This is a genomic window from Kocuria rhizophila (assembly GCF_003667225.1).
Lineage (GTDB): Bacteria > Actinomycetota > Actinomycetes > Actinomycetales > Micrococcaceae > Kocuria > Kocuria rhizophila.
Genome location: NZ_RCOM01000011.1, coordinates 1 through 24,835, shown reverse-complemented (window position 1 = coordinate 24,835; position 24,835 = coordinate 1). Strand labels below are relative to the sequence as shown.

The window sequence follows — 24,835 nt, the reverse complement described above, 5'->3', positions numbered from 1 at the left end:
ACGCCGCTCTCCCCCGCCTGCGCGCGGGGCTCAGGCGTCGGCGAGGCCCGTCACCTCGAAGAAGCCGCCGCGGGGGTCGAACGCCCGACCCGTGAGCCGCTCGTAGGCCTCCACGTAGCGTTCGCGCGTCTTGGCCACCACGTCCTCGGGCAGCGCGGGGACCGGCCCGTGGCCGTCCCAGCCGGAGGCGTCCGAGCGGAGCCAGTCACGCATGTACTGCTTGTCGAAGGACGGCTGGGAGCGGCCCGGCTTGTAGGTCTCCATGTCCCAGAACCGTGAGGAGTCCGGGGTCAGCACCTCGTCCCCCAGGGTGATCGCACCGCGGTAGGAGTCCAGGCCGAACTCCACCTTGGTGTCCGCCACGATGATTCCCCGTTCACGGGCGATCCGCTCGGCACGCGTGTAGATCTTCAGGGAGAGCTCCCGCAGCCGGTCCGCCACGGAGTTGCCGACCACGTTGGCCATCTCCCGGTAGGTGATGGGCTCGTCGTGCTCACCCAGCTCGGCCTTGCCCGTGGGCGTGAAGATGGGCTGCTCCAGGCGGTCGCCGTCCTGCAGCCCCTCCGGCAGCTCGATCCCGCACACCGCGCCCGTGGCCCGGTAGTCCTTGAGCCCGGAGCCGGTGAGGTAGCCGCGCACGATGTTCTCCACGGGGAACATCGAGAGGTTCTTGCACACCACGGCGCGTCCGCGCACGGACTCGTGGACGTCCGTGGAGAGGATGTGGTTGGGGATCCCGTCCAGCTGCTGGAACCACCACAGGGACAGCTGCGTGAGGATCGTGCCCTTGTCGGGGATCTCGGTGGGCAGCACCTGGTCGAACGCGGAGATCCGGTCGCTCGCGACCACCAGCACGGCGCCCGCGCGGTACTCGGCGTCGTCGTGGATGGCGGCTCCCGTGGCCGCCAGGCGGGACTCGTCAGGGACGTACAGCTCCCGGACCTTGCCCGAGTAGACGTGCTTCCAGCCGGGGATCTCGCGGGGTGTGCCGTGCTCGCTCATGCCTGCTCCTCTGCCGCGTCCGCCGCGGGCCGTCCGTCCACCGCTGGTGCGTGCCCCGCCCCGGGGGACGACGCCGCCGGGGTCACCGGGGTCTCGATCCGCCCCTCGGACGCCGCGAGCGCGATGTCCGTGCGGTAGTGCGATCCGTCCAGGGTGATGTGCTCCATCCCACGATAACCGCGCTCCCGCGCCTGCCGCAGGTCCGCACCGCGGGACACCACGGCGAGCACCCGGCCGCCGGCGGAGACCAGCTCACCGGCCTCGTTGCGGTCCGTACCGGCGTGGACCACCCAGGTGTCCGCTTCATGGGCGGGGTCCTCCAGTCCGGTGATCACGTCCCCCTTGCGCGGCGCACCGGGGTAGTTGTGCGCGGCGAGCACGATCGTCACGGACGCCCCGGGTGCCCACTCGAGGGCCCGGTCCTCGTCGAGGCGCCCCCGGGCGGCGTCGAGCAGCAGCTGACCCAGCGGCGTCTGCAGCACGGCCAGGACGGACTGGGTCTCGGGGTCCCCGAATCGCGCGTTGAACTCGATGACCCGGGTGCCCCGGGAGGTCACGGCCAGACCGCAGTAGAGCACGCCCGTGAACGGGGTGCCGCGGCGTCGCAGCTCGTCCACCACCGGGCGGGCCACACGGTCCACGACGTCCTGAGTGAAGCCCTCCGGGAGCCAGTCCAGCGGCGTGTAGGCGCCCATGCCGCCGGTGTTGGGGCCCTGGTCCCCGTCCCGCACGCGCTTGAAGTCCTGCGCGGGCTGCAGGGGCACCACATGGGTGCCGTCGCTGAGCACGAACAGGGAAACCTCGGGTCCGTCCAGGAACTCCTCCACGAGCACCGAGCCCCCGGCGTCCAGGCACTCCCGGGCGTGCGCCTCGGCGCGTTCCCGGTCCTCCGTGACCACCACGCCCTTGCCCGCGGCCAGCCCGTCGTCCTTGACCACGTAGGGCGCGCCGAACTCCTCGAACGCCTCGCGCACCCGGGCGAGGTCAGAGGTGGCGACGGCGCGCGCGGTCGGGACACCGGCGGCGGCCATGACCTCCTTGGCGAACGCCTTGGAGCCCTCGATGCGGGCGGCCTCGCGGGACGGGCCGAAGACCGGGATCCCCGCCTCGGTGAGGGCGTCCGCGACACCGGCCACGAGCGGTGCTTCCGGACCGACCACCACGAGGTCCACGGCCAGGTCCCGCGCGAGCGCCACCACGGCCTCCGGGTCCTGGGTGTTGACCGGGTGCACGGGGACGTCCTGGGCGATCCCGGCGTTGCCGGGCGCCGCGTGGACCTCGCTGACGTGCGGGTCCCGCAGCAGGGACATGATCATCGCGTGCTCGCGGCCGCCTGGGCCCACCACCAAAACCTTCACGCGCTCAGCGTATCGGCAGGGGCCCTGACGAGGGCAACGGGGGTGCGCGCCCCGCTGTCATACTGGGGTCATGCAGACTTTCAGCTCGGACCAGGCCGTCGAACTCGCGGTGGTGCAGCGCAGCGGATACGTGGAGTCCCGCCACAGCGGTTCCGCCGTGGTGCTCGCCCCGGACGGGTCCGTGGCGTTCTCCGTGGGTGCCCCGGAGGAGACGATCTTCCCCCGTTCCACGCTCAAGCCGTTCCAGGCCATCGCCTCCATGAAGGCCGGGGCGGCGCTGCGGGGCGAGCAGGTGGCGATCGCGGCGGCATCGCACACCGGCACGTTCGACCACCTGGATGCCGTGAGCTCGATCCTGAAGGCCGCGGACCTGGGCCCCGAGGCCCTGCAGTGCCCGCCGGACTGGCCCGAGGACGAGGACACCCGCGCGTGGCTGATCCGCACCGAGCGCGGCAAGAACCGGATGTGCATGAACTGCTCCGGAAAGCACGCGGCCTTCCTGCTCGCGTGCGTGACCAACGGCTGGCCCACGGACTCCTACCTGGATCCGGCCCACCCGCTGCAGCAGCTCGTGGTGGAGACCATCGAGGAGTTCTCCGGCGAGACCGTGGCGCACCTGGGGGCGGACGGCTGCGGGGCGCCGCTCACGGCCATCTCCCTGACCGGTCTGGCACGCATGTACTCCACGCTGGGCCGCGCCGCGCGCAACATCCAGGCGGACGCCCGCGCCGCCACCGTGGCCACCTCCATGCTCGACTACCCCGAGTACGTCCAGGGTCCGGGCCGCTCCAACACCGTGGTCATGGAGGAGCTGGACGTCATCACCAAGCTGGGCGCCGAGGGCGTGCTGGGTCTCGGCACCCGCTCCGGGTGGTCCGTGGCCATCAAGATGCTCGACGGCTCCTCCCGCGCCAACTCCCTGGTGGGCCTCAACCTCCTCGTCCATGCGGGCGCCATCTCCCGGGCCGACACCGACCGCGTCCTCGCGCGCGTCACGCACCCCGTCACCGCGGCCGGGCAGCCAGTGGGCGCCATCGAGCTCGCCCAGCCGCTGCTCGACCTCATGGCCTGAGGGCAGCCCTGGCATGCGACGCAGGATCGACCCCGCGGATGGCTCCCTCGCGCTCGCGCGCTGGCGCCGGGACCCCGAGCAGGCGGACCGGCGCACCACCGCCACCGCCGTGCGCTACTGCCTCGAGGAGCTCGGCTCCCGCGCCGAGGGCAACTCCGTGGAGGTGCGTGTGCCACCCTTCGGCGTGACCCAGTGCGTCCCCGGACCACGGCACACCCGCGGCACCCCGCCCAATGTGGTGGAGACCACCGCGACCACCTGGCTGGCTCTCGCCACGGGCGCCGAGACCTGGGCGCACGCGGTGGCGGAGGGAACCGTGGCGGCGTCGGGAACCCGCACGGACCTCAGTGCGTGGTTGCCGCTGTTCGGGTGACACCAACTCCCAGCGGATCGCCAGCCCGCCCTCAGCGGGCTCGGCGCGCGGTCCCCGGAACGCGCGATAGCCTGGAGACCATGAGTTCCGCGAGCCCCGAAACCCCCGAACGCCAGCCGCAGTCCGTGTCCCGGACGCAGGAGGTGACGGTGCGCCGCGCCCCCAACCTCCTGGCGTTCGTGGCCACCGGCGCCGCGGTCGGCGCCCTCGTGGGGCTCCTCGTGGGGGCGCTCGGCCCCGGCTCGATCGCCTACACCCGCGCGGCGATCATCGGCTTCTTCCTCATGATGTTCCTGATCCTGGGTGCCACCCTGGGCGCCGTGGTGGGCCTGCTGCTGGACCGGGTCTCGTTGAAGCGCTCACGGAACGCGTCCGCCGAGGTCGAGGACGTTCACGAAGGCGGGCACCGCACGCACTCGTGAGACACTGTCTCTCGTGGTTCGAGCTGACGGAAAACTCTCCCATGACCTTCTTCCCGGTGAGAAAGGCCCCCAGGACGCGTGCGGCGTGTTCGGCGTGTGGGCTCCCGGCGAGGACGTCGCCAAGCTGACCTACTACGGTCTCTACGCCCTGCAGCACCGCGGGCAGGAGTCCGCGGGCATCGCCACCTCGGACGGCGAGCGGATCTCGGTCTACAAGGACATGGGGCTCGTGTCCCAGGTCTTCGACGAGACCACCCTCAACACCCTCAAGGGGCACCTGGCCGTGGGCCACGCCCGGTACTCCACCACGGGCGCCTCCCACTGGGCCAATGCGCAGCCCACCCTGGGGGCCACGCCGCACGGCACCCTGGCGCTCGCGCACAACGGCAACCTGACGAACTCCGCGGAGCTCTACGACCTGCTGCTGGACAAGTCCGGGTTCCCCTCCCGGGGTGAGATGGCGCGCGGCAACACCACGGACACCGCCCTGATCACAGCCCTGCTGGCCGAGCACCCCCTCAACTCGCTCGAGGAAGCAGCCATGAAGCTGCTCCCCCAGCTCGTGGGCTCGTTCTGCCTCACGTTCATGGACGAGAGCACGCTCTACGCCGCCCGCGATCCGCTGGGCGTGCGTCCGCTCGTGCTGGGCCGCCTCGAACGCGGCTGGGTGGTGGCCTCCGAGACCGCCGCGCTGGACATCGTGGGCGCCTCCCTGGTGCGCGAGGTCGAGCCCGGCGAGTTCATCGCGATCGACGAGAACGGGCTGCGCTCGAGCCGTTTCGCGGAGCCCACGCCCGCCGGGTGCGTCTTCGAGTACGTGTACCTCGCGCGCCCGGACACCACCATCAACGGCCGCTCGGTGTACGAGTCCCGCGTGGAGATGGGGCGCCGGCTCGCGCAGGAGCACGCGGTGGACGCTGACCTCGTGATGCCCACCCCGGAGTCCGGCACCCCGGCCGCGATCGGCTACGCGGAGGCCGCCGGGATCCCCTTCGGCCACGGCCTGGTGAAAAACTCCTACGTGGGGCGCACGTTCATCGAGCCCTCGGACACCATCCGCCAGCTCGGCATCCGGCTCAAGCTCAACCCCCTGCGCTCGATCGTGGCGGGCAAGCGCCTGGTGGTCGTGGACGACTCGATCGTGCGCGGCAACACCCAGCGCGCCCTGGTGCGGATGCTGCGGGAGGCCGGAGCCGCGGAGATCCACGTGCGGATCTCCTCTCCGCCCATCAAGTGGCCGTGCTTCTACGGCATCGACTTCGCCTCCCCGGCCGAGCTGATCGCCAACGGCCTCACCGTGGAGGACGTCCGCGCCTCCCTGGGAGCGGACTCCCTGGGCTACATCTCCGAGGACGCCATGATCGAGGCCACCGCGCAGTCCCGCGGCAACCTGTGCACGGCGTGCTTCTCCGGCGAGTACCCCACGGCGCTGCCCAAGGCGGACCGCCTGGGCAAGGCCGTCCTCGAGGCTACCGGTGCCCACGCGGCGCCCTCCGCGGACCTAGTGGAGCCCCTCACCGACCGACCCGACGACGCCGCCACCCAGGAGACCCGCGCATGAGCCAGCAGCCCCACGAGCCCCAGTCCGTCACGTACGCGAGTGCCGGCGTGGACGTGGACGCCGGGGACCGTGCCGTCGAGCTCATGAAGGCCGCGGTGAAGGCCACCCACACGCCCGGCGTGGTGGGCGGCGTGGGCGGGTTCGCGGGTCTCTTCGACGTCTCGGAGCTCACCGCCTACCGCAAGCCGTACCTGGCCACGTCCACGGACGGAGTGGGCACCAAGGTGGCCATCGCCCAGTCCCTGGACATCCACGACACCATCGGGTGGGACCTCGTGGGCATGGTCGTGGACGACATCGTGGTGGTGGGCGCCAGGCCCCTGTTCATGACCGACTACATCGCCACCGGCAAGGTGGTCCCCGAGCGCATCGCCGGCATCGTGCGGGGCATCGCCGCCGCCTGCGAGGCCGCCGGCACCGCGCTGGTCGGCGGGGAGACCGCGGAGCACCCCGGCCTTCTCGGAGTGGACGAGTACGACGTCGCCGGGGCCGCCACCGGCGTGGTCGAGGCCGACGAGCTGCTCGGCCCGCAGCGCGTGAAGGACGGGGACGTCATCATCGGCATGGCCTCCTCCGGCCTGCACTCCAACGGCTACTCCCTGGTGCGCCGGGTCATCAACGTGGCCGGCTGGCAGCTGGACCGGCAGGTCAGCGAGCTGGGCCGCTCCCTGGGCGAGGAGCTGCTGGAGCCCACCCGCGTCTACGCCGCCGACGTCCTGGACCTCGCCCGAACCTTCCCCGTCAACGGGGAGGAGGGTGCCACGGGCCACGGCGTGCGCGGCTTCTCCCACGTGACCGGCGGAGGCCTGGCGGCCAACCTCGCCCGCGTGCTCCCCGCGGACCTGCAGGCCACCGTGGACCGTTCCACGTGGTCCCTGCCGCCGGTCTTCCGCCTGGTGGCGGAGCTGGGCAACGTGCCGCAGCCGGACCTGGAGCGCACCCTGAACCTCGGGGTGGGCATGGTCGCGATCGTGGACCCGGCAGTGGCCGACGCCGCCGTGGCCCACCTCAACGAGCGCGGTCTCCCCTCGTGGGTCATGGGCCGCGTGGGCCCCGTGGACCCGGACGCCGCCCGGCACGGCACCGACTGGGTGCAGGGCGCCAAGGGCGTGGCCGGTGGCGGCGTGCTGATGACCGGCGACTACGCCGACTGACCGACGGTACGCAACGAACCGCCCACACGGCAGTGTGGGCGGTTCGTTGCTGTGCTGAAGTCGAGCGGCGCGCTCACCGCGCCGGACGCCGGGTCAGTCGTAGTCGGAGTACTTCTCCACGTAGGTCGAGTAGTCGTCCTCGTCCTCGGGTCGTTCCTCGTGGTCCACGGCTCGGGAGGACGGTGTCGTGCCTCGCAGCTCGCGCTGCAGGGCCGAGTAGTCGGTCTGCGGGCTGAAGTACTTGATCTCCCGCGCCTGTCGTGTCGCCTTCGCCTTTTGACGGCCGCGCCCCATGGCGTGACCCCCTCTGCGTCTCGTGTCCGGTGGGCGGTGCCGTGTTGAGCACACAGTACGGCCCCGGAGTGTCTTGTCAGTTTTTCGTGAGTCCAGGGTACATGTTTTGAACGCTTCTCGCGTACCGGCCACCTGTGCGTTCACCCCCGGCCGGTCCGGGGCGGCTCAGGGGCGTGCCGCCGCCGTGGACGGGCCCGGATTCGACCCCGCTTCGGCCCATCCCCGGGCTGCCACAGGGGGCCGGAGAACGGGCGCCGGGCGGTTCCCCCGCTGCGTCGCACGGCGGCCCTGGGTGGGCCGGGAGGAGGGCGCCGGCGCGGAGGGATTCCTCACCGGCGCCCCGTGCCCGGCAACCGGTCACCGGGTGGGCGCAACGGTCACTCGTCCACGATCTCCGCATCCACGATGTCGTCGTCCCCCATGTCCCGGGAGGCCGCTGAGCCGCCCCGTTCGGTCGTGACCGTGAGGCCGTCCTCGGCGACGTCCGGGTCCACGTCCACCACCACGGTGTCGCCGTCCAGGATGGCCCCGGACAGCAGGCCCTTGGCCAGGCGGTCGCCGATCTCGCGCTGCACGAGCCGGCGCAGCGGGCGGGCGCCGTAGGCGGGGTCGTAGCCGGTCATGCCCAGCCACTCGCTCGCCGCGGGCGTGACCACCAGGGCCAGGCGGCGCTGCGCGAGACGCGTGGCCAGCTGGGCCACCTGGATGTCCACGATCTTCGCGAGGTCCTCGGTGCTCAGCGGCTCGAACATGATGATGTCGTCCAGCCGGTTGAGGAATTCCGGCTTGAAGGACGCGGTCACCACGCCCATCACGGCGTCGTTCTTGGCCTTGTCCTCCAGGGTGGGGTCCACCAGGAACTGGCTGCCCATGTTGGAGGTGAGGATCAGGATCACGTTGCGGAAGTCCACGGTGCGGCCCTGGCCGTCGGTCAGGCGGCCGTCGTCCAGCACCTGCAGCAGGATGTCGAAGACCTCGGGGTGGGCCTTCTCCACCTCGTCCAGCAGCACCACGGAGTACGGGCGGCGCCGCACGGCCTCGGTGAGCTGACCACCCTCGTCGTAGCCCACGTATCCGGGAGGGGCACCGACCAGCCGGGAGACGGAGTGCTTCTCCGAGTACTCGGACATGTCGATGCGGATCAGGGCGCGCTCGTCGTCGAACTGGAACTCCGCCAGGGACTTGGCCAGCTCGGTCTTGCCCACGCCCGTGGGACCCAGGAACATGAACGAGCCGATGGGCCGGTCCGGGTCGGAGATGCCTGCCCGGGAGCGGCGCACCGCGTCCGCCACGGCGGTCACGGCCTTGCGCTGCCCGATCAGCCGCTTGCCCAGGACGTCCTCCATGTGCAGCAGCTTCTCGGACTCGCCCTGCAGCATCTTGCCCGCGGGAATGCCCGTCCACGCGGAGATTACCTCGGCGATGTCGTCCGCGGTGACCTCCTCGGACACCATGGTGTCCTCGCTCAGTCCGCTCGCGTCCTCCTGGGCCTGGGCGGCGTCGAGCTCCTTCTGAGCGGCGGGGATCTCGCCGTAGAGCAGGCGGGAGGCCTCGCCGAGGTCGCCGTTGCGCTGGGCGCGCTCGGCCTGCGAGCGCAGGTCGTCGATCCGGGCCTTGAGTTCGCCCACCTGGTTCAGACCGGCCTTCTCCGACTCCCAGCGGGCGTTCAGCGCGTCCAGCTCGGCCTGCTTGTCCGCCTTGTCCTGGCGCAGGGCGGCCAGGCGCTCCACGGAGGCGGGGTCGCTCTCGCCGTCCAGCGCGAGCTCCTCCATGGTGAGGCGGTCCACAGCGCGGCGCAGCTCGTCGATCTCCTCCGGGGCGGAGTCGATCTCCATGCGCAGCCGGGACGCGGCCTCGTCGATCAGGTCGATGGCCTTGTCCGGCAGCTGGCGGCTGGGGATGTACCGGGTGGACAGCTGGGCCGCGGCCACCAGCGCGGAGTCCGCGATCTGCACCTTGTGGTGCGCCTCGTAGCGCTCCTTGAGCCCGCGCAGGATGGCCACGGTGTCCTCCACCGAGGGCTCCCCCACGTAGACCTGCTGGAAGCGGCGCTCCAGGGCGGCGTCCTTCTCGATGTTCTCGCGGTACTCGTCCAGCGTGGTGGCACCGATCAGGCGCAGCTCACCGCGGGCCAGCATGGGCTTGAGCATGTTGCCGGCGTCCATGGAGCCCTCGGACGCGCCCGCACCGACCACGGTGTGGATCTCGTCGATGAACGTGACGATCTGCCCCTCGGATTTCTTGATCTCGTCCAGGACGGCCTTGAGCCGCTCCTCGAACTCACCGCGGTACTTGGCACCCGCCACCATGGACCCGAGGTCCAGGGAGATCAGGGTCTTCCCGCGCAGGGACTCGGGGACGTCCCCGGCCACCATGCGCTGCGCGAGACCCTCGACCACGGCGGTCTTGCCCACGCCGGGCTCACCGATCAGCACGGGGTTGTTCTTGGTGCGGCGTGAGAGCACCTGCACCACGCGGCGGATCTCCGAGTCACGGCCGATCACGGGGTCCAGCTTGCCGTCCCGGGCGATCGCGGTGAGGTCCGTGCCGTACTTCTCGAGCGACTGGAAGGTGCCCTCGGGATCCGGGCTGGTCACCCGGCGGTCTCCGCGCACCTGAGGAATGGCCTCCGCGAGCGCCTCGGCCGTGACTCCGGCGCTCGAGAGGGCCTCCGCGGTCTTCTCCTGGCCGGCCGCGAGTCCGTAGAGGATGTGCTCCGTGGAGACGTACTCGTCCTGCAGCTCGCGCGCGTAGTTCTCCGCGGCCTGCAGCGCCTGCAGGGCACCGCGGCCCAGCTGCGGCTGGGCGGTGGAAGCCCCGGAGGCACTCGGCAACGCCTTGATGAGCGAGCTGGCCTTGAGGGACACGGAGTCGGCGTTCGCTCCCGTGGCCTGCAGGACGGCGACGGCCACACCGTCACGCTGGTCCATCAGGGCCTTGAGCAGGTGGGCGGGTTCAATGGTGGGGTTGCCCGCCGTGGCGGCGTTCGTGGCCGCGGCGTTCAGGGCCTCTTGAGACTTGGTGGTGAACTTGGTGTCCACGGCATCTCCTTTGCTTGACTAAAGGTTTGTCACTTGCCTTGAGTCTACCCCGCTCAACCTCAGAAGGGAAGAGTTTTTCACAGGTTGTTCCTTGGTCGGCTATCCCGCCCAGACCCCGGAGGACCCCCTGCGGTGGCTGCCCAGCAGGTGCGTGTCCACCATGCCGATCGCCTCCATGAGTGCGTACGCGGTGGTGGGCCCCACGAACGCGAACCACCGCCGCTTCAGCTCCCTAGACAGCGCAGTGCTCTCCTCCGAGGTGGTGGGCACCTCCGCGAAGCGCACCGGTTCGGGCGTGCGCCCTGGCTGGTACGACCACACGAGCGCCACGAGTCCCTCGTGCTCCCGCAGCGCCACGGTCGCACAGGCGTTGGTCACGGCCGCGCGGATCTTGCGCTCGTTGCGGATGATCCGGGCGTCCCCCATGAGCCGTGCCACGTCCGCCTCGGTCATCGCGGCCACGGCATCCGGGTCGAAGCCGTGGAACACCTCGCGGAACGCGGGCCGCTTGGCGAGCACCGTGCGCCACGAGAGCCCGGCCTGGAACCCCTCCAGCACGATCCGCTCGTACAGCCCGGCCTCGTCCCGCACCGGCATGCCCCACTCGGTGTCGTAGTACTCGCGCAGCAGCGGGTCGGTCGCGGCCCACACCGGCCGGGCGAGGCCGTCCTCGCCGGTCACCAGGTCCGGGTTCCCGTTCACGAGATGCCCCAGCTGTCCCGCGACCCGACGACGACGCCGCCCAGCCCGTCGCTCCCGCACCGACGTCCCGCGTCCCGGCCCAGGGGTTCTGCGTCTGCAGCCGTGCGCCCCGCGGGCCCGTGGTCTCCGGGAGCCCCGGGGCCCGACGACGTGCGGCCCGTTGCAGGGGCGATGGCGTCGGCCGGGGCAGTGATCTCGAAGAGCGCGCACTCGGCGTCGTAGTAGGCGCGGCTGAGTCCGAGCGACCGCATGCCCAGCCGCCGACAGACCGCCTGTGAAGCCTGGTTGCCGGGGTGGGTCACGGCGACCACGCGTGTGACTCCCGCTGAGAAGGCGTGCTCCAGCACGCCCCGCGCTGCCTCGGTGGCGTACCCGTGACCCCACGCCCGGGGGTGGAGGTGCCACCCGATCTCGATGTCGTGGGCGGTGTCCGCGCCCGAGTCCGGAATGGGCTTGAGCAGCAGGGTCCCCAGGGGCTCACCCTCGTGGGTGCTCACGAGCCACACGCCGTGCACGGGGTGGCTGCCGTGCAGCTCGTTCCAGCGCTCGATCTTCTCCCCCGCCGCGGCCAGGGTCCGCACCCGCTGGGTGCCGTCTCCGAGCCACCGCTGCACCTCCGCACGGGAGTAGAGGTCCAGGACGAAGGGGGCGTCCGCGGCGTCGTAGCCCCGCAGGGTCAGCCGCTCGGTGCGCAGCGCGGCGGTCACGGCTGCTCCCCCGACGACGCCGCCCGGTCCGCCCGCGCCTCGTCCCCGGTCCCGCTCGCGGGGCCCCGCGGCGTGGTGCGCGCACGGGAAGCGGCAACGGCCCCGGAATCATGTGTCGTGGCAGGGCCTGGGGCGTCCTGCTCCTGGTCGCGCTCGAGCCGGTCCAGGCGCTCGTCCTCCGTGAGCGGCTCGCCCCGCAGTCTGCGCGCCGTGACCCGCAGCTCCGTGACCGCCAGCAGCACCAGGGCCACCGCCGTGGCCACCGAGAGCACCCCGAGGATGTTCACGAACCCGTATCCCAGTTCGAGGTACTCGTCCCCCGCCACGTGGGTGAACACGGAGCGCATGCCCTCCGGCGTGGAGTCCGGGAGGAAGAAGCCGAGGCCCCACGTGATGACCCAGGAGGCCACGGCCGTGGCGATCGTCCGCCCGGTGACCGCGTGCGAGGGGTAGTTCAGGCTGTCCCGGCGGAACAGGGCGGCCGCGACCACGTGCAGCACCAGGATGGGAAGGGCGAGCGCCACCGCGTACACGGGGGTGAGGGCGCCCAGCAGCCCCACGATCCCACGCCCGAAGCCCACCCAGAGTGCCAGCAGCACGGCCATGACCACCATGACCACGGGGAAGCCGCGCGAGAACGCGGACCCCGGCCTGGACGGGACGGCGGACGGGCGATCCGGGGAGCTCATGGACCCATCGTAGGACGGTGGGGATGTCGGCACCGGCGCGTAGCGTGGAGAGCATGACCACCACAGACTTCCCCCGCGCAGTGCTCTTCGATCACGACGGAACCCTGGTGGACACCGAGCCCCTGTGGGAGCTGGGCAAGCAGCGCCTGGTGGCCGCCCACGGCGGGCAGTGGACGGAGCAGGACACGCAGGACACCCTGGGCCGACCGCTGGCCGCCACGGTGCAGCGCCTCGCCGAGCTCGGGGTGCCCGGCACCCCGGAGCAGGTCTTCCGGGATCTCTTCGGTGTCCTGGCGGAGGTCTTGGAGCAGAACCCGCCCACGTTCATCCCCGGCATCCGGCCGCTGCTGGACGAGCTGGACTGCGCGGGCATCCCCGCCGCGATCGTCACCAACGCCACGTCCGAGGTGGCGCGCTACACCGCGGGACTCGCGCCGGACAACCTGTTCCGGGTGATCATCGGGGACGAGGAGGTGGCGCAGGGCGTGAAGGCCAAGCCGGATCCGGATGCCTATCTCGAGGCCGCCCGGCGTCTCGGCGTGAACCCCGAGGACTGCGTGGTGCTCGAGGACTCCCCCTCGGGAGCCGCCGCGGGAGTGGCCGCCGGCATCACCACGGTGGTGGTGCCCGGTGTGCAGCAGGTTCCGGAGGGGCCGGGCGTGGTGCACGTCCGCGAGCACGCACACGTGACCTTTGAGTTCCTGCGCTCTCTGCGCCCTCGCCCCTGACGCCCCGGGCCCCGCGCACCATGGCCCGGGGCCCCGCCTCTGGTGGCCTGGGTACCCGCGCCCCGCCGCCACTAGACTGGCCGCGTTCCAGCACGCCGGACCGCACCGGCACAGTGCGGCTCCGCCCGGCCGAGCTGAGCCCCCGCGGGCACCGCACGACCCGCGAGCCGCACCCGCTGCTCCGCCGCAGAACGCCATTCCCGCAGCACCGCACCGAAAGGCAGCCATGACGTACCCCCAGGCCGTTCTCTTCGACCACGACGGCACCCTGGTGGACACCGAGCCCCAGTGGGCCCAGGCCAAGCGGGCCGTGGCCGAGCACTACGGCCAGAGCTGGAGCGTGACGGACGACCACGCCACACTCGGCGGCACCGTGCAGGACGCCGCGCGCACGTTCGTGGACCGGGGCGCCCCCGACTCCGTGGAGGAGATCACCGAGCGGCTCGCCCAGCACGTGCTCGAGAGCATGGGCGACGAGATCCCCTTCCTGCCCGGCGTCCGCGCCCTGCTGGTCGAGCTGCGGGACGCGGGGATCCCCGCCGCGATCGTCACCAATGCGCTCACCGTGATCGCCCGTCACACCGCCGAGGGTGCCCCGGAGGTGCTCACGCGGATCGTCTCCCACGACGACGTCACCCACGCGAAGCCGGACCCCGAGCCGTACCTGCGCGGCGCGGAGCTGCTCGGGGTGGAGCCGCGCAACTGCGTGGCCGTGGAGGACTCGGAACCGGGCGTCCGCGCCGCGGTGGCCGCGGGCATGACCGTGGTGGTGGTCCCGGGCGACAAGCCCGTCCCGGACGGCCCGCACCGCGTGTTCGTGGACTCCCACGAGGACGTCACGCTCGAGTTCCTTCGCTCGCTCACGCCGCCGGCCTGACCCGCACGCGCCCGACCGGCGCCAGAGCTCACCGGGCGCACGCGCGCCATGCGCCGCCAGGGCGACGACGGCGCGGGACGCCACGCACGCCCCCCGTCACGTCAGGGAGACAACCGTGCGTTCCGCCCCGGAAGCACGGACCCCGGCAGCAGAGAACCCCCGGCTCGATGACGTCGAGCCGGGGGTTCTGCTGTGGTGCACCGGGGTGTCAGCGCGCCGACTGCCCCGAACGGTTGTTCGCACGACGCCGCTGCGCCGCGGCCATCGCACGGTCCGGCACCTGACCCGCCGACTGGCCACGCTGGGCGGAGCCACCGCGGGAGGAACGGGAGGATGCCGTGCGCCCGGAACCGGACCCGGCGGCGTCGCCGGAACCGCGACGCGGGGACGAGGACCGGCCGCCGCCGTTGCGCGCGGGAGCCCCGCCGCGGGCGGAGTCGGTGCGACCGCCGCCCGAGCGTCCACCGCTGCGACCGGAACCCTGACCCGCGCCCTGCTCGGAGCGCTGGGCGGAGCCCTGGCCGGAACGCTGGGCACTGCCACGTCCACCACCGGAGCGGCCACCGCCCTGACGGGAGCCGCCGGAGCGGCCACCCGAGCGTCCGGTGGAGCGGCCGCCCGAACGGTTGCCGCCGCCGTTCTGCTGAGTGGGAGCCGGTGCGTAGGCCACGAGCTCGGCCCGCTCGCCCACGAGCTCCCTGACGATCTCGGAGTCCGGTGCCACCTCGTCCACGCGGGGCGTGACGCCGGCCTTCTTCATGAGCTTGTTGACGTCCGAGCGCTCCTCGGTGGTGGCGATCGTGATCACGGCACCGGAGGCACCGGCGCGCGCGGTGCGCCCGGAGCGGTGGAGGTAGGACTTGTGTTCGGCGGGCGGGTCGATGTGGACCACGAGCTCGACGTCGTCCACGTGCACGCCGCGGGCGGCGACGTCCGTGGCCACGAGCACGCGCACGTCACCGTCGGAGAACGCCCCGAGGTTGCGGTCGCGGGCACCCTGGGACAGGTTGCCCTGCAGGTCCACGGCGGGGATGCCGGCCTGGCTGAGCTTCTTGGCCATCTTTTTGGCGCGGTACTTGGTGCGCGTGAACATCATGCGCCGGCCCGTGCCGGAGGCGAGCGCCTCGATGAGGGCCTGCTTGTCGTCCGCGTGGGTCACCAGCACCTGGTGGTCCATGGTGGTCACCGCGGCCTGGGCATTGTCCGCCGAGTGCAGCACGGGGTCCCTGAGGAACTTCTTGACCAGCACGTCCACGCCGTTGTCCAGCGTGGCGGAGAACAGCAGCCGCTGCGAGCCCTGCGGGGTCTTGGAGAGGATGCGGGTGACCACGGGCAGGAAGCCCATGTCGGCCATGTGGTCGGCCTCGTCCAGCACGGTGACGCGGACGTCGTCGAGCGTGAGCAGGCCCTGCTTGATGAGGTCCTCGAGACGCCCGGGGCAGGCCACCACGATGTCCACGCCGTTGGCGAGCGCCTTCTCCTGGTGCTTCTGGGAGACGCCGCCGAAGATCACGGTGGTGTTCAGACCCGCGGCCTTGGCGAGCGGGGCCACGGTGCGGTCGATCTGGGTGGCGAGCTCCCGCGTGGGGGCCAGCACCAGGCCAGTGGGGCGGTTCGCGCGGCGGGACACCCGGCTGGAGCCGGGGGCGAGACCCGCGAGGCGGGAGACCAGCGGCAGCGCGAACGCCACCGTCTTGCCGGAGCCCGTGCGGCCACGGCCGAGCACGTCCCGCCCGGCCAGGGAATCGGGGAGGGTCTTCTCTTGGATGGGGAAAGCTTCCGTGATGCCCACGCGGGCGAGATCAGAGGAAAGCGCCTCGGGCACACCGAGGTCTTCGAAAGAATGAGACAAGGAACGTCTTTCAGGGTTGGTCCGCGCAAAACGATTTCACGCGCACGCGCCACACGGGGCGCGGTCTGCGCGCCTAGGACCGGCGCGCCTTCTACCCCGCGCTGTGCACGGGGGAACTGCTCGAGTCTACACCCCACGCGGTGCCCGCACGCGCGAGCCGCCTCACACCCGCCACGACAGCTCGGCTCACACCGCGGTGTACCCGCCGTCCACCAGGTAGTAGGAGCCGGTGATGAAGGACGCCGCGTCCGAGAGCAGGAACACCGTCAGCTGCGCCACCTCCTCGGGCGTTCCCAGCCGGCCCATGGGGTGCTTGGCGATCAGCTCCGCGAGCACCTGCGGCGGGAGGTTCTTCAGCAGCGGGGTGTCGATGTACGCCGGCCCCACCGCGTTCACGCGGATTCCACGCTGCGCGTAGTCCACGCCGGTCTGCCTGGTGAGCCCCACCAGCCCGTGCTTGGCGGTGGTGTAGGCGCTGTTGCCCACGGTGGTGGCCACCGTGGAGTGGATGGAGCCCACGTTCACGATCGCCCCGCCCCCGTGCTGCTCGATCACCGGCAGCTGGGCGTGCATCCCGTAGGCCACACCGTGCAGGTCGATCGCCACCGTGCGCTCCCACGCCTCGAGGTCGGTCTCCCCGAGCGCCTCGGTCTGCCCGCCCACACCGGCGTTGTTCACGGCGTAGTGCAGCCCGCCGTAGGTCTGCACCGCGAAGTCCACGGCCGCGGCGGCGTCGTCCCTGCTGGAGACGTCCTGCCGGATCCCGGCGGCGTCCCCGCCGGCGGCCATGATGGCCTGCACCACGTCGTCGATCCCCGTGGAGTCCACGTCCGTGACCACCACCTTGGCGCCCTGCCGGGCCAGGTGCATGGCGATTGCCGCCCCGATCCCGGAGGCCGCTCCGGTGACCAGCGCTGTTCGTGAGGTGAACTCTGACATGGGGACTCCTGGGCGTCGATCTCCGTGCGGACGCCCCCAGTCTCACCCGGGGCGGCCACCCCCGGCCAGGGGGTTCACGAATGAGTCAGGGCCGGGGGCGACGCCGCGGCCGTCGCCCCCGGCCCCGCTGCGGACCGTGCCCGGGACGCTCAGTCCTCGTCCTCCGCGGCGGCCTTCTCGGCGTCGTGCTCGGCGCGCAGGTCCTGTGCGGCCTGCTCCTCCTCGGCCTTCTGCTCGCGCACCACCTCGGTGAGCAGCTTGGTCATCTCCTTGGCCACACCGGCCGCGGACTGCGGGTTCTGCCCGGTGACGAGGCGCTCGTCCACCTGGACGTTCTCCTCCCAGTTATCCGCCACCTTGACCGTGGCGCCCTGCTCCTCGAGCTTGTCCTGCAGCAGGTAGGGCACCGTGTCCTTCTTGCCCACTTCCTCCTCCTCGGCGGTGGTGAACGCGGCCACCTTCCGCCCGGAGAGCAGGTTCACGCCGTTGGAGAGCTCCACGTCCACCAGCCCGGACGGGCCGTGGCACACGGCGCCCACCACTCCGCCGGAGTCGTAGACGGCGGCCACGAGCTTCTGCAGCCCCTCGTGGCCGGTGAAGTCCCACATGGTGCCGTGCCCGCCCACCAGGTACACGGCGTCGTACTGGGAGGGATCCACCACGGAGACCTTGGGGGTGTTGTAGAGGGAGGCCTTGGCGGTCTCGTCCTGCGTGAACTCCACCTGGATGGGATCGTCCTCCTGCACGGCGTCCCGCGGGGGCTGACCGCCCGCGATGGAGGCGAAGTCCACGAAGTAGCCCGCGTCCCGGAACACCTTCCACGGGTGGGCCGCCTCCGCCACGTTGTAGCCGGTGGCCTCGCCCGTCTCGCCCAGGGTGTCCTGGCTGGTCAGGACCAGGAGGATCTTCTTCATGGTGGTGATGTCCACGGGTTCTCCTTTCGTGAGCGCGCGGTGCGCGCAGCGTGGCACCACCCTAGACAGCGCCGTGCGGACCCGCGCTGGCCGTTCGCTGTGGGCATGGAGCCTGCCCCGGCCCCCGGAAAGTCCCCGCTGTTAGCATGTTCAGCGATCCCCGGTGGAGGTGCTCACACCCCCGCGAGACCCCCGCCGCTCCACGACGAAAGGCTCGATCATGCGCATCTCCAACGCCATCCTGCGCGGCGTCCCCGGCGCCTACCTGCTCCAGTCCGGCTACGGCAAGCTCAGCATGGACGCCCAGTCCGCCGAGGGCCTCCAGCAGTTCGCCGCCACGGGCGTGCCGCAGTTCGCGGAGTGGGACCCCAAGACCTTCGCCACGTTCGTCGCGGGCTCGGAGCTCGCCATCGGCGGTGCGCTGCTCACCCCGTTCGTGTCCAAGCGTCTGGCCGGCGCGGGGCTGCTCGCGTTCAGCGCCGGGCTGCTGTCCATGTACTTCCGCAACCCGCAGATGACCCAGGAGGACGGCATCCGTCCCTCCGAGGCCGGCATCTCCCTCTCCAAGGACGTCTTCCTCTCCGCCATCGGCGCCGCGCTGATGATGCAGAAGAAGTAGTCCCACCCCGTTCCACCACGACGCCGCCCGAGGGCCTTCGCGCAGAAGGTCACCGGGCGGCGTCGTCGTTTCCCGTGGGTCACACGGGCGCGTCTGCCGCGGAACGGAAGGCGACTGCTAAGTTGGTCACCACTTCGACCCACGTCTCACGGAAAGCTCCGTACCCCCCATGGAATCCCTGCAAAGCAGCTTGGACACCGTTCGTGACCTGATCTGGGGGCCGTGGTTGCTCCTGCCCCTGCTCTTCGGCACGGGCGTCTTCATGACCATCCGTCTGCGCGGCATCCAGCTCCGCCTGTTCACCAAGGCCATGAGCCTTGGGTTCGGGCGCCGCTCCCGCGCGAGCGGCGAGAAGGGGGACATCTCCTCGTTCGCGGCCATGTCCACCGCGCTGGCCGCGACCGTGGGCACCGGCAACATCGTGGGTGTGGCCGCCGCCATCTCGATCGGCGGGCCCGGCGCGCTCTTCTGGATGTGGATCACCGCGCTGTTCGGCATGGCCTCCAAGTACGCGGAGTGCTTCCTGGGCGTGCGCTTCCGCACCCGTGACACCGCGGGCCAGCTCACGGGCGGCCCGCAGGTCTACCTGGCGCGCGGCATCCCCAACAAGTTCGGCCGGTTCCTGTCCGTGATGTTCGCGGTGTGCTGCGTGGTGGCCACGTTCGGGATCGGCAACATGACCCAGGGCAACGCGATCGCCTCCAACCTGGAGCACTCGTTCAGCGTCCCGCCCGTGGCCACCGCGGTCGTCCTGGGCGTGGGCACCGGCCTGGCACTGGTGGGCGGCATCAAGTCGATCGCCAAGGTCACCACGTTCATGGTGCCGCTCATGATCGTGCTGTACATCGGCTTCGGGCTCTACATCATCGCCGTGAACTACCAGGGCATCCCCGAGGCCGTGGGGCTGATCCTCTCCGGTGCGTTCACCCCCATGGGTGCGGCCGGGGGCTTCGTGGGGTCCACGGTGCTCGTGGCCATCCAGATGGGTGCTGCCCGGTCCCTGTTCTCCAACGAGTCCGGGATGGGCACGGCCTCGATCGCTGCGTCCATCGCGCAGACCAGCCACCCCGTGCGCCAGGGCCTGGTGTCCATGACGCAGACGTTCGTGGACACCCTGGTGGTCATCTCCATCACGGGCTTCGTGATCCTGACCACCGGGATGTGGACCGAGGGGGATCCCGCGACCATGACCTCCCGCGCGTTCGCCACCGGGCTGCCCGGCGAGTGGGGCGGCACGATCGTGACGATCTGCCTGGTGCTGCTCGGCTACTCCACGGTGCTCGGCTGGGCCTACTACGGAGAGCGCAACGTGGAGCGGCTCGCGGGCGCCCGCGCGGCCATCGTGTACCGGGTGATCTTCTCGGTCGCGGCCGGCCTGGGTGCCCTGGCACCCCTGGCGCTCGTGTGGACGTTCTCGGACATCATGAACGGGCTCATGGCCATCCCCAACCTGATCGGACTGGTGCTGCTGTCCGGGCTGGTGGTGCGGGAGACCAAGCTGTACCTGGACCACGACCCCACGTTCAACGCCACCACGGAGCAGATCAACGAGTTCATGGGCACCCACCCCGGGGCGCTGGACGCGCAGCTGCACCACACGGTGGACCTCAGCTCCCCGAACCCGGCGCTGTCCGAGACCGGTTCCGCGCCGGGCCCCGCGGCCACCACGGGCCGCTGAGCCGCGGCGTCGCCTACTGCTCGGCGGGGAGCTCCCGCACCTCGACCACCTGGGCGATGGTGTGGGTCTCCCCCGCCGCCAGGCGCACCGGGGAACCCATGACGTTGCCGGCCTCGACGCACAGCATGGTCTTCCACTCGTCGTCCGCGAAGTCGCTCATGCCCACGGCCTTGTCCGCCCACGGGTTCCACACCACGGTGCTGTCCGAGCCCTCCTTGCCGATCACGAGCTCACGTCCGAGCGCGGGATCCGCCACGCGCACCTCGCCGCGGTGGGCGAACACGGCGTCGGTCTCCCCCGTGAGACGCAGCTCGCCCTGCTGGACGCGTTGCTCCTTGGCCACCTTGTCGTAGTAGGAGGCGCCCTCCAGCCCGGACACCGTGACCTGCTCGGAGTCCCCCACGTGCAGGTAGGTGTGCAGGGCCTCCTCGACCTCGAAGGTCTCCGAGCCGGTGTTGGTCACGGTGAGCTCCAGGCGGAGCGTGTGCCCGGCGGTCATCCGGAAGCGCGCGGAGAAGTCGTGGGGGAACACCTCGCGCAGCTCCGGTGCGACGTCCTCGGAGGTGAGGGCGAACTCGGCGAACGGGTCGCCCTGCTCGTCCTCGCCCTGCTCCGCGAGCGTCCACTCCGTGATGCGCGCGAAGCCGTGGGCGGGCTCCATGTCCCCGGTGCGGCCGGGGCCGAACCACGGGAAGCACAGGGGCACGCCGCCTCGGATGGCGCGGCCCGTCTCGTTGTACGCGCGGGAGGACACCCACAGCACGGGCTCGTGCCCCTCCGGGGCCCAGGACAGTGCGTGGGCTCCGTAGCTCAGCACCGCTCCGTGGCCGTTGGGGCCGGACAGGGTCAGGGGTTCGGGCAGTCGTGTCATGCCTCCACCTAAGCACGCTCCCCGGTCGTTGCCGAGGAGCACCACGGCAGGTTACCGCCGGGTTACGAATCGCTGGGCGCCGCCGTCTCCGGCTCCGACACCTCCCGCTTGAACCACTCGAAGGCCTGCTGGTGGGACTCCGTACGGCGCACGAAGAACCAGGAGACCCCCAGCACCGCGAGCCACACGGGCACCGCGACGAGCCCGGCGGCCGTCTCGCTGTCCGTGCTCAGCGCCCACACCACGAAGGCGAAGAACGCCATCACCACGAAGCACATGGGCACGCCGCCCGGCATCTTGTACTCGGAGGCGGCGTGGCGCTGCGGGAACTTCCGGCGGAAGCTGATGTAGGAGATCAGGATCATGGTCCACACGAAGATGAACAGGGTGGAGGCCACGGACGTGATCAGCGTGAACGCCTCGATGATCGAGTCCCCGGCGTAGAGCACCGGGATGGTCAGCAGCAGCACCAGGGCCGTGAGGAACAGGGCGCGCACGGGGACACCCACCTTGTTCAGCCCCCGGAAGAACCGCGGCGCGCTGCCCTCGGCGGAGAGCCCGAACAGCATGCGGGACGTGGAGAACACCCCCGAGTTGGAGGAGGACATCGCGGAGGTCAGCACCACGAAGTTCACCACGGAGGCCGCCGCTCCGAGCCCGGCCAGGGAGAACATGGCCACGAAGGGGGACTGCTCCGGGTCGATCGAACGCCACGGGGTGACCACCAGGATGGCCAGCAGGGAGCCCACGTAGAAGATCAGGATGCGCAGGGGCACCGAGTTGATGGCCCGGGGCAGCGTGGTGCGGGGATCACGGGCCTCGGCGGCCGTGGTGCCCACGAGCTCCACGCCCACGAAGGCGAAGACCGCGATCTGGAACCCCGCGACCACGCCCATGGCCCCGTTCGGGAACCACCCGCCGTCGTTCCACAGGTTGGACACCTGCGCCACGTGCCCGTCCGGGGACGTGAAGTGCGTGAGGGCCATGACGGCCCCCACCACGATCAGCGCGAGGATGGCCACGATCTTGATGAGCGCGAACCAGAACTCCATCTCCCCGAAGCTCTTCACGCTCATGGCGTTGAGCAGGAACACGATGACCAGCACCGCCACCGTGGGCAGCCACAGCGGCACGGTGGGCCACCAGAACTGCACGTACCCGGTGATGGCCACGAGCTCAGCGATCGCGGTGACGATCCAGCAGAACCAGTAGGACCAGCCCACGAAGAACCCTGCCCAGGGGCCGATCAGGTCCGCCGCGAAGTCCGCGAACGTCTTGTAGTGCAGGTTGGACAGCAGCAGCTCACCCATGGCCCGCATCACGAAGAAGAGGAAGAAGCCGATGGCCATGTAGACGAACACCACGGCGGGGCCCGCCAGGGAGATCGTGCGGCCCGAGCCCATGAACAGCCCGGTGCCGATGGCACCGCCGATCGCGATCAGCTGGATGTGGCGGTTGCTCAGACCTCGGGCGGGTCCGGAGTGGGAGTGGGGCGGCGACACCGCGGTGGAGCTGTTGGTCATGGCTCACGAGGGTACACGGGCATTCCTGAACGTCGTGGCCTGGGGCACACCGCGCCGCGGTGCCTGCCACCGGGTGTGGACGCGCGCCGTGGGAACGCCAAGGGCCCCGTGCCACCCGGAGACTCCGGGGGCACGGGGCCCTGGTGCCGGGCGGGGTCACCGTGCGGAGCACCCCGTTCCGGGGAGGCTTCCGGCGGCGCCACGCCGAGGTGCTGCCGTCAGCGCACGCGGGCCGAGCTCGCGGTCCCCGGCAGCACGTAGCTGTCGATCGCGCCCGGGTGGCCGTCCATGAAGCCGTCGATCTGCAGCTTGGAGGCGCGCAGCTGCGGGTCGTTGCGCAGGTAGTGCTTGGTCTCGCGGGCCACCAGACCGGAGAGGATCACCAGACCGATCAGGTTGGGGATGGCCATGAGACCGTTCATCAGGTCCGCGAAGGACCACACGATCGCCAGGGGCACGCTGCAGCCCACGAACACCACGGCCGAGAAGAACACGCGGTAGGGCATTACCGAGCCGCGCCCGAAGAGCCGCTCCATGCACCGCTCGCCGTAGTAGGCCCAGCCCAGGATGGTGGAGTACGCGAACAGGACGAGCCCGAGGGTCACGATCAGGTGCCCCCACGCCCCGGGGAGGCCGTGGCTGAAGGCGTCGCCGGTCATGGTGGCCGCGAAATCCTCGCCCTGCTCCCACACCCCGGTGGTCACGATCACGAGGCCCGTGCAGGTCACCACCACGATGGTGTCGATGAAGGTCTGGGTCATGGAGACCAGGCCCTGGCGCACCGGGTGGGTGGTCTGCGCCGCTGCGGCCGCAATGGCCGCGGAGCCCATGCCGGACTCGTTGGAGAAGATGCCGCGTGCCACGCCCATCTGCACCACCACCATGATGGCCGAGCCGGTGAACCCGCCCACGGCCGCGTGGCCGGTGAAGGCGGAGGTGAAGATGGTGGCGAACGCGGCGGGCACGGCCTCGATGTTGACCACCAGGATGAACAGGGCGCCCAGCACGTAGAACAGGATCATCACGGGCACCAGCGCGGAGGTCACCTTGCCGATGGACTTGATGCCGCCCACGAGCACCAGCAGGGTCATGACCGCGAGCACGAGACCCGTGATCCACACGGGCACGCCGAAGGACGACTCCACGTTCGCGGAGATCGAGTTGCCCTGGGTCATGTTGCCGATCCCGAAGGACGCGAGCACCGCGGCGATCGCGAAGAACAGGGAGAGGAACTTCCCGAAGCCATTGGGAATGCCGCGGAACAGGTAGTACTGCGGGCCGCCGGAGATCTCCCCCTTGGCGTCCCGGGCGCGGAAGCGCACGCCCAGGAACGCCTCCGAGTACTTGGACGCCATGCCCAGCACACCGGTGACCCACATCCAGAACAGGGCGCCGGGGCCGCCGATCGAGATGGCCGTGGCCACACCCACGATGTTGCCGGTGCCCACGGTGGCCGCGAGCGCGGTGGTCAGGGCCTGGAACTGGGAGACGTCACCGCCGGGGGCGTCCTTGTCCTTGCGCTCGAACAGGGCGAGCCGCAGGGCAGGAATCAGCTTGGTGACCTGCAGCCCCGCCAGCCGGGCGGTCAGCAGGATGCCCGTCCCGAGCAGCAGCGGCATCAGGACGAACGGCCCCCACACGACGCCGTCGATCGTGTCGAGGATGGTCTGGAGCGAATCGAGCATGGAGGTGTCCCTCGTTCGAGCGGGAGGCGCGGAGCCACGGATCAACTGTGAAGCAGGTCACTGCTGGGCACAGTGAACCACATCGCACGCCTGTCCCACCGCCCATTCGGCTTCGTTGCGACGGTGTTGGGCCACGGGTGTCACGGAACGGGCACGAAGACGCCGCGCGGCCGGCCCCCGGCCACGCAGCAGCTACCGCCGGGCCGCGAGCACCAGCCCCAACGAGACCACGGCGCACACCGCCATGCACACGAGCATGGGGACAGCGGTGAACTCTCCCCCGAGCCCCGTGAGCGGCGTGACCGCTCCCGCCATCGCAAACTGTGCCGTGCCCACCACGGCGGCACCCGTGCCGGAGAGCCCCCGGGACTGCGCCCGGCGCTGCGCCAGGGCCACGGAGTTGCCCAGCACAAAGCCCATGCAGGACTGCGCGAGGAAGATCAGCACGAGGGTCGCAGTGCCCACCACGCCCAGCAGTGCGAGCACGAGGTTGAGCGTGGAGAACACCGCGAGCCCGCAGACTCCCGCGAGCAGCAGGGGCTGCGGCGCGCGGGACCCCACGAGCCGTGTGTTGAGGATTCCCGTGGCGATCGACCCGCACGCGTTCACCGCGAAGATCACGGAGTAGCCCAGCGCACTGAACCCCAGCACGTTCTGAACCACGAACGAGGACGCGGAAATGTAGGAGAACAGCGCTCCGAACGCGAAGGCGAACCCCAGGGCGTGGAGGGTGAACCGCCGGTCCCCCACCACCCGCACGGCGTTGCGCAGGAT

General features: G+C 71.0%; 23 protein-coding genes. 9 read left to right on the top strand and 14 right to left on the bottom strand.

The window, feature by feature from the left end:
* Positions 1–30 precede the first annotated feature (30 nt).
* Both D9R02_RS03335 and purD read right to left on the bottom strand, forming a co-directional pair.
* Complete coding sequence (locus tag D9R02_RS03335; RefSeq protein ID WP_121566333.1) at positions 31–1,002, bottom strand: phosphoribosylaminoimidazolesuccinocarboxamide synthase; 972 nt, start codon at positions 1,000–1,002, stop codon at positions 31–33.
* Positions 999–2,360, bottom strand: coding sequence for a phosphoribosylamine--glycine ligase (gene purD, locus D9R02_RS03330; RefSeq protein ID WP_121566332.1), 1,362 nt, complete (start codon positions 2,358–2,360; stop codon positions 999–1,001). The genes D9R02_RS03335 and purD overlap by 4 nt, the downstream gene beginning before the upstream one ends.
* A gap of 70 nt (positions 2,361–2,430) precedes the next feature.
* Here purD and D9R02_RS03325 point away from each other — a divergent pair, with 70 nt between their 5' ends.
* From D9R02_RS03325 to purM, 5 genes are all read left to right on the top strand, one after another.
* Positions 2,431–3,432, top strand: a complete 1,002-nt coding sequence (locus D9R02_RS03325) for an asparaginase (RefSeq protein ID WP_121566331.1) — start codon at positions 2,431–2,433, stop codon at positions 3,430–3,432.
* Positions 3,433–3,445: 13 nt separating this feature from the next.
* Entirely contained in the window at positions 3,446–3,805 is a 360-nt protein-coding gene (locus D9R02_RS03320) for a sterol carrier family protein (RefSeq protein ID WP_121566330.1), read from the top strand.
* Positions 3,806–3,885: 80 nt separating this feature from the next.
* A complete protein-coding gene (locus tag D9R02_RS03315; RefSeq protein ID WP_121566329.1) occupies positions 3,886–4,227 on the top strand; it encodes a DUF2273 domain-containing protein in 342 nt (113 codons plus the stop codon).
* Between the two features lie 13 nt (positions 4,228–4,240).
* The gene (purF, locus tag D9R02_RS03310; RefSeq protein ID WP_121566328.1) at positions 4,241–5,788 is read left to right on the top strand and encodes an amidophosphoribosyltransferase; all 1,548 of its coding nucleotides are present in this window, start codon (positions 4,241–4,243) and stop codon (positions 5,786–5,788) included.
* Positions 5,785–6,942, top strand: coding sequence for a phosphoribosylformylglycinamidine cyclo-ligase (purM, locus tag D9R02_RS03305; protein WP_121566327.1), 1,158 nt, complete (start codon positions 5,785–5,787; stop codon positions 6,940–6,942). The genes purF and purM overlap by 4 nt, the downstream gene beginning before the upstream one ends.
* Before the next feature lie 93 nt (positions 6,943–7,035).
* On the opposite strand, the gene D9R02_RS03300 is transcribed toward purM, so the two are convergent.
* The 5 genes from D9R02_RS03300 to D9R02_RS03280 all read right to left on the bottom strand — a co-directional run bounded on the left by D9R02_RS03300 (position 7,036) and on the right by D9R02_RS03280 (position 12,375).
* Positions 7,036–7,236: a DUF3073 domain-containing protein gene (locus D9R02_RS03300; protein ID WP_019310020.1), complete on the bottom strand. Its 201-nt coding sequence runs from the start codon at positions 7,234–7,236 to the stop codon at positions 7,036–7,038.
* Positions 7,237–7,613: 377 nt separating this feature from the next.
* Positions 7,614–10,277, bottom strand: a complete 2,664-nt coding sequence (clpB, locus tag D9R02_RS03295; protein ID WP_121566326.1) for an ATP-dependent chaperone ClpB — start codon at positions 10,275–10,277, stop codon at positions 7,614–7,616.
* A gap of 99 nt (positions 10,278–10,376) precedes the next feature.
* Complete coding sequence (locus tag D9R02_RS03290) at positions 10,377–10,979, bottom strand: DNA-3-methyladenine glycosylase I (RefSeq protein WP_121566325.1); 603 nt, start codon at positions 10,977–10,979, stop codon at positions 10,377–10,379.
* Positions 10,976–11,686 (bottom strand): GNAT family N-acetyltransferase, encoded by a 711-nt coding sequence (locus D9R02_RS03285; RefSeq protein ID WP_121566324.1) that lies wholly within the window; start codon positions 11,684–11,686, stop codon positions 10,976–10,978. Before D9R02_RS03285 ends, D9R02_RS03290 begins: the two co-directional genes overlap by 4 nt.
* Positions 11,683–12,375 (bottom strand): hypothetical protein, encoded by a 693-nt coding sequence (locus D9R02_RS03280; protein WP_121566323.1) that lies wholly within the window; start codon positions 12,373–12,375, stop codon positions 11,683–11,685. The genes D9R02_RS03285 and D9R02_RS03280 overlap by 4 nt, the downstream gene beginning before the upstream one ends.
* A 53-nt stretch (positions 12,376–12,428) precedes the next feature.
* Between D9R02_RS03280 and D9R02_RS03275 the strand changes: the two genes are divergently transcribed.
* Both D9R02_RS03275 and D9R02_RS03270 read left to right on the top strand, forming a co-directional pair.
* Positions 12,429–13,103, top strand: coding sequence for an HAD family hydrolase (locus D9R02_RS03275; protein WP_121566322.1), 675 nt, complete (start codon positions 12,429–12,431; stop codon positions 13,101–13,103).
* A 226-nt stretch (positions 13,104–13,329) separates the two neighbouring features.
* A complete protein-coding gene (locus tag D9R02_RS03270; RefSeq protein WP_059281727.1) occupies positions 13,330–13,980 on the top strand; it encodes an HAD family hydrolase in 651 nt (216 codons plus the stop codon).
* A gap of 208 nt (positions 13,981–14,188) precedes the next feature.
* Here the strand turns inward: D9R02_RS03270 and D9R02_RS03265 are convergent, their stop codons facing one another.
* The 3 genes from D9R02_RS03265 to D9R02_RS03255 all read right to left on the bottom strand — a co-directional run bounded on the left by D9R02_RS03265 (position 14,189) and on the right by D9R02_RS03255 (position 17,700).
* The gene (locus tag D9R02_RS03265) at positions 14,189–15,832 is read right to left on the bottom strand and encodes a DEAD/DEAH box helicase (RefSeq protein WP_121566321.1); all 1,644 of its coding nucleotides are present in this window, start codon (positions 15,830–15,832) and stop codon (positions 14,189–14,191) included.
* A 186-nt stretch (positions 15,833–16,018) separates the two neighbouring features.
* On the bottom strand, positions 16,019–16,771 hold the full coding sequence (locus D9R02_RS03260; RefSeq protein ID WP_121566320.1) for an SDR family NAD(P)-dependent oxidoreductase: 753 nt from the start codon (positions 16,769–16,771) through the stop codon (positions 16,019–16,021).
* A 149-nt stretch (positions 16,772–16,920) separates the two neighbouring features.
* Positions 16,921–17,700: a type 1 glutamine amidotransferase domain-containing protein gene (locus D9R02_RS03255; protein WP_121566319.1), complete on the bottom strand. Its 780-nt coding sequence runs from the start codon at positions 17,698–17,700 to the stop codon at positions 16,921–16,923.
* Positions 17,701–17,905: 205 nt separating this feature from the next.
* Here D9R02_RS03255 and D9R02_RS03250 point away from each other — a divergent pair, with 205 nt between their 5' ends.
* Both D9R02_RS03250 and D9R02_RS03245 read left to right on the top strand, forming a co-directional pair.
* Positions 17,906–18,304 (top strand): DoxX family membrane protein, encoded by a 399-nt coding sequence (locus D9R02_RS03250; protein ID WP_019310009.1) that lies wholly within the window; start codon positions 17,906–17,908, stop codon positions 18,302–18,304.
* A 169-nt stretch (positions 18,305–18,473) separates the two neighbouring features.
* A complete protein-coding gene (locus D9R02_RS03245; protein WP_121566318.1) occupies positions 18,474–19,982 on the top strand; it encodes an alanine/glycine:cation symporter family protein in 1,509 nt (502 codons plus the stop codon).
* Positions 19,983–19,995: 13 nt separating this feature from the next.
* Here D9R02_RS03245 and D9R02_RS03240 read toward each other — a convergent pair whose 3' ends face one another.
* From D9R02_RS03240 to D9R02_RS03225, 4 genes are all read right to left on the bottom strand, one after another.
* Positions 19,996–20,853, bottom strand: coding sequence for a D-hexose-6-phosphate mutarotase (locus D9R02_RS03240; protein WP_121566317.1), 858 nt, complete (start codon positions 20,851–20,853; stop codon positions 19,996–19,998).
* A gap of 62 nt (positions 20,854–20,915) precedes the next feature.
* On the bottom strand, positions 20,916–22,376 hold the full coding sequence (locus tag D9R02_RS03235; RefSeq protein WP_121566316.1) for an amino acid permease: 1,461 nt from the start codon (positions 22,374–22,376) through the stop codon (positions 20,916–20,918).
* 218 nt (positions 22,377–22,594) lie between these two features.
* Positions 22,595–24,061, bottom strand: coding sequence for an alanine/glycine:cation symporter family protein (locus D9R02_RS03230; RefSeq protein ID WP_059281721.1), 1,467 nt, complete (start codon positions 24,059–24,061; stop codon positions 22,595–22,597).
* Between the two features lie 192 nt (positions 24,062–24,253).
* Positions 24,254–24,835 (bottom strand): MFS transporter (locus tag D9R02_RS03225; RefSeq protein WP_147435326.1); only part of this gene is annotated, 582 nt, incomplete at its 5' end.

What these genes read in the sequence shown, in the direction of transcription:
- D9R02_RS03335 (WP_121566333.1), bottom strand. Translation starts at nt 1,002, where the DNA reads ATGAGCGAGCACGGCACACCCCGCGAGATCCCCGGCTGGAAGCACGTC.
- D9R02_RS03325 (WP_121566331.1), top strand. Translation starts at nt 2,431, where the DNA reads ATGCAGACTTTCAGCTCGGACCAGGCCGTCGAACTCGCGGTGGTGCAG.
- D9R02_RS03320 (WP_121566330.1), top strand. Translation starts at nt 3,446, where the DNA reads ATGCGACGCAGGATCGACCCCGCGGATGGCTCCCTCGCGCTCGCGCGC.
- D9R02_RS03315 (WP_121566329.1), top strand. Translation starts at nt 3,886, where the DNA reads ATGAGTTCCGCGAGCCCCGAAACCCCCGAACGCCAGCCGCAGTCCGTG.
- purM (WP_121566327.1), top strand. Translation starts at nt 5,785, where the DNA reads ATGAGCCAGCAGCCCCACGAGCCCCAGTCCGTCACGTACGCGAGTGCC.
- D9R02_RS03300 (WP_019310020.1), bottom strand. Translation starts at nt 7,236, where the DNA reads ATGGGGCGCGGCCGTCAAAAGGCGAAGGCGACACGACAGGCGCGGGAG.
- D9R02_RS03280 (WP_121566323.1), bottom strand. Translation starts at nt 12,375, where the DNA reads ATGAGCTCCCCGGATCGCCCGTCCGCCGTCCCGTCCAGGCCGGGGTCC.
- D9R02_RS03275 (WP_121566322.1), top strand. Translation starts at nt 12,429, where the DNA reads ATGACCACCACAGACTTCCCCCGCGCAGTGCTCTTCGATCACGACGGA.
- D9R02_RS03270 (WP_059281727.1), top strand. Translation starts at nt 13,330, where the DNA reads ATGACGTACCCCCAGGCCGTTCTCTTCGACCACGACGGCACCCTGGTG.
- D9R02_RS03260 (WP_121566320.1), bottom strand. Translation starts at nt 16,771, where the DNA reads ATGTCAGAGTTCACCTCACGAACAGCGCTGGTCACCGGAGCGGCCTCC.
- D9R02_RS03250 (WP_019310009.1), top strand. Translation starts at nt 17,906, where the DNA reads ATGCGCATCTCCAACGCCATCCTGCGCGGCGTCCCCGGCGCCTACCTG.
- D9R02_RS03245 (WP_121566318.1), top strand. Translation starts at nt 18,474, where the DNA reads ATGGAATCCCTGCAAAGCAGCTTGGACACCGTTCGTGACCTGATCTGG.
- D9R02_RS03240 (WP_121566317.1), bottom strand. Translation starts at nt 20,853, where the DNA reads ATGACACGACTGCCCGAACCCCTGACCCTGTCCGGCCCCAACGGCCAC.
- D9R02_RS03235 (WP_121566316.1), bottom strand. Translation starts at nt 22,376, where the DNA reads ATGACCAACAGCTCCACCGCGGTGTCGCCGCCCCACTCCCACTCCGGA.
- D9R02_RS03230 (WP_059281721.1), bottom strand. Translation starts at nt 24,061, where the DNA reads ATGCTCGATTCGCTCCAGACCATCCTCGACACGATCGACGGCGTCGTG.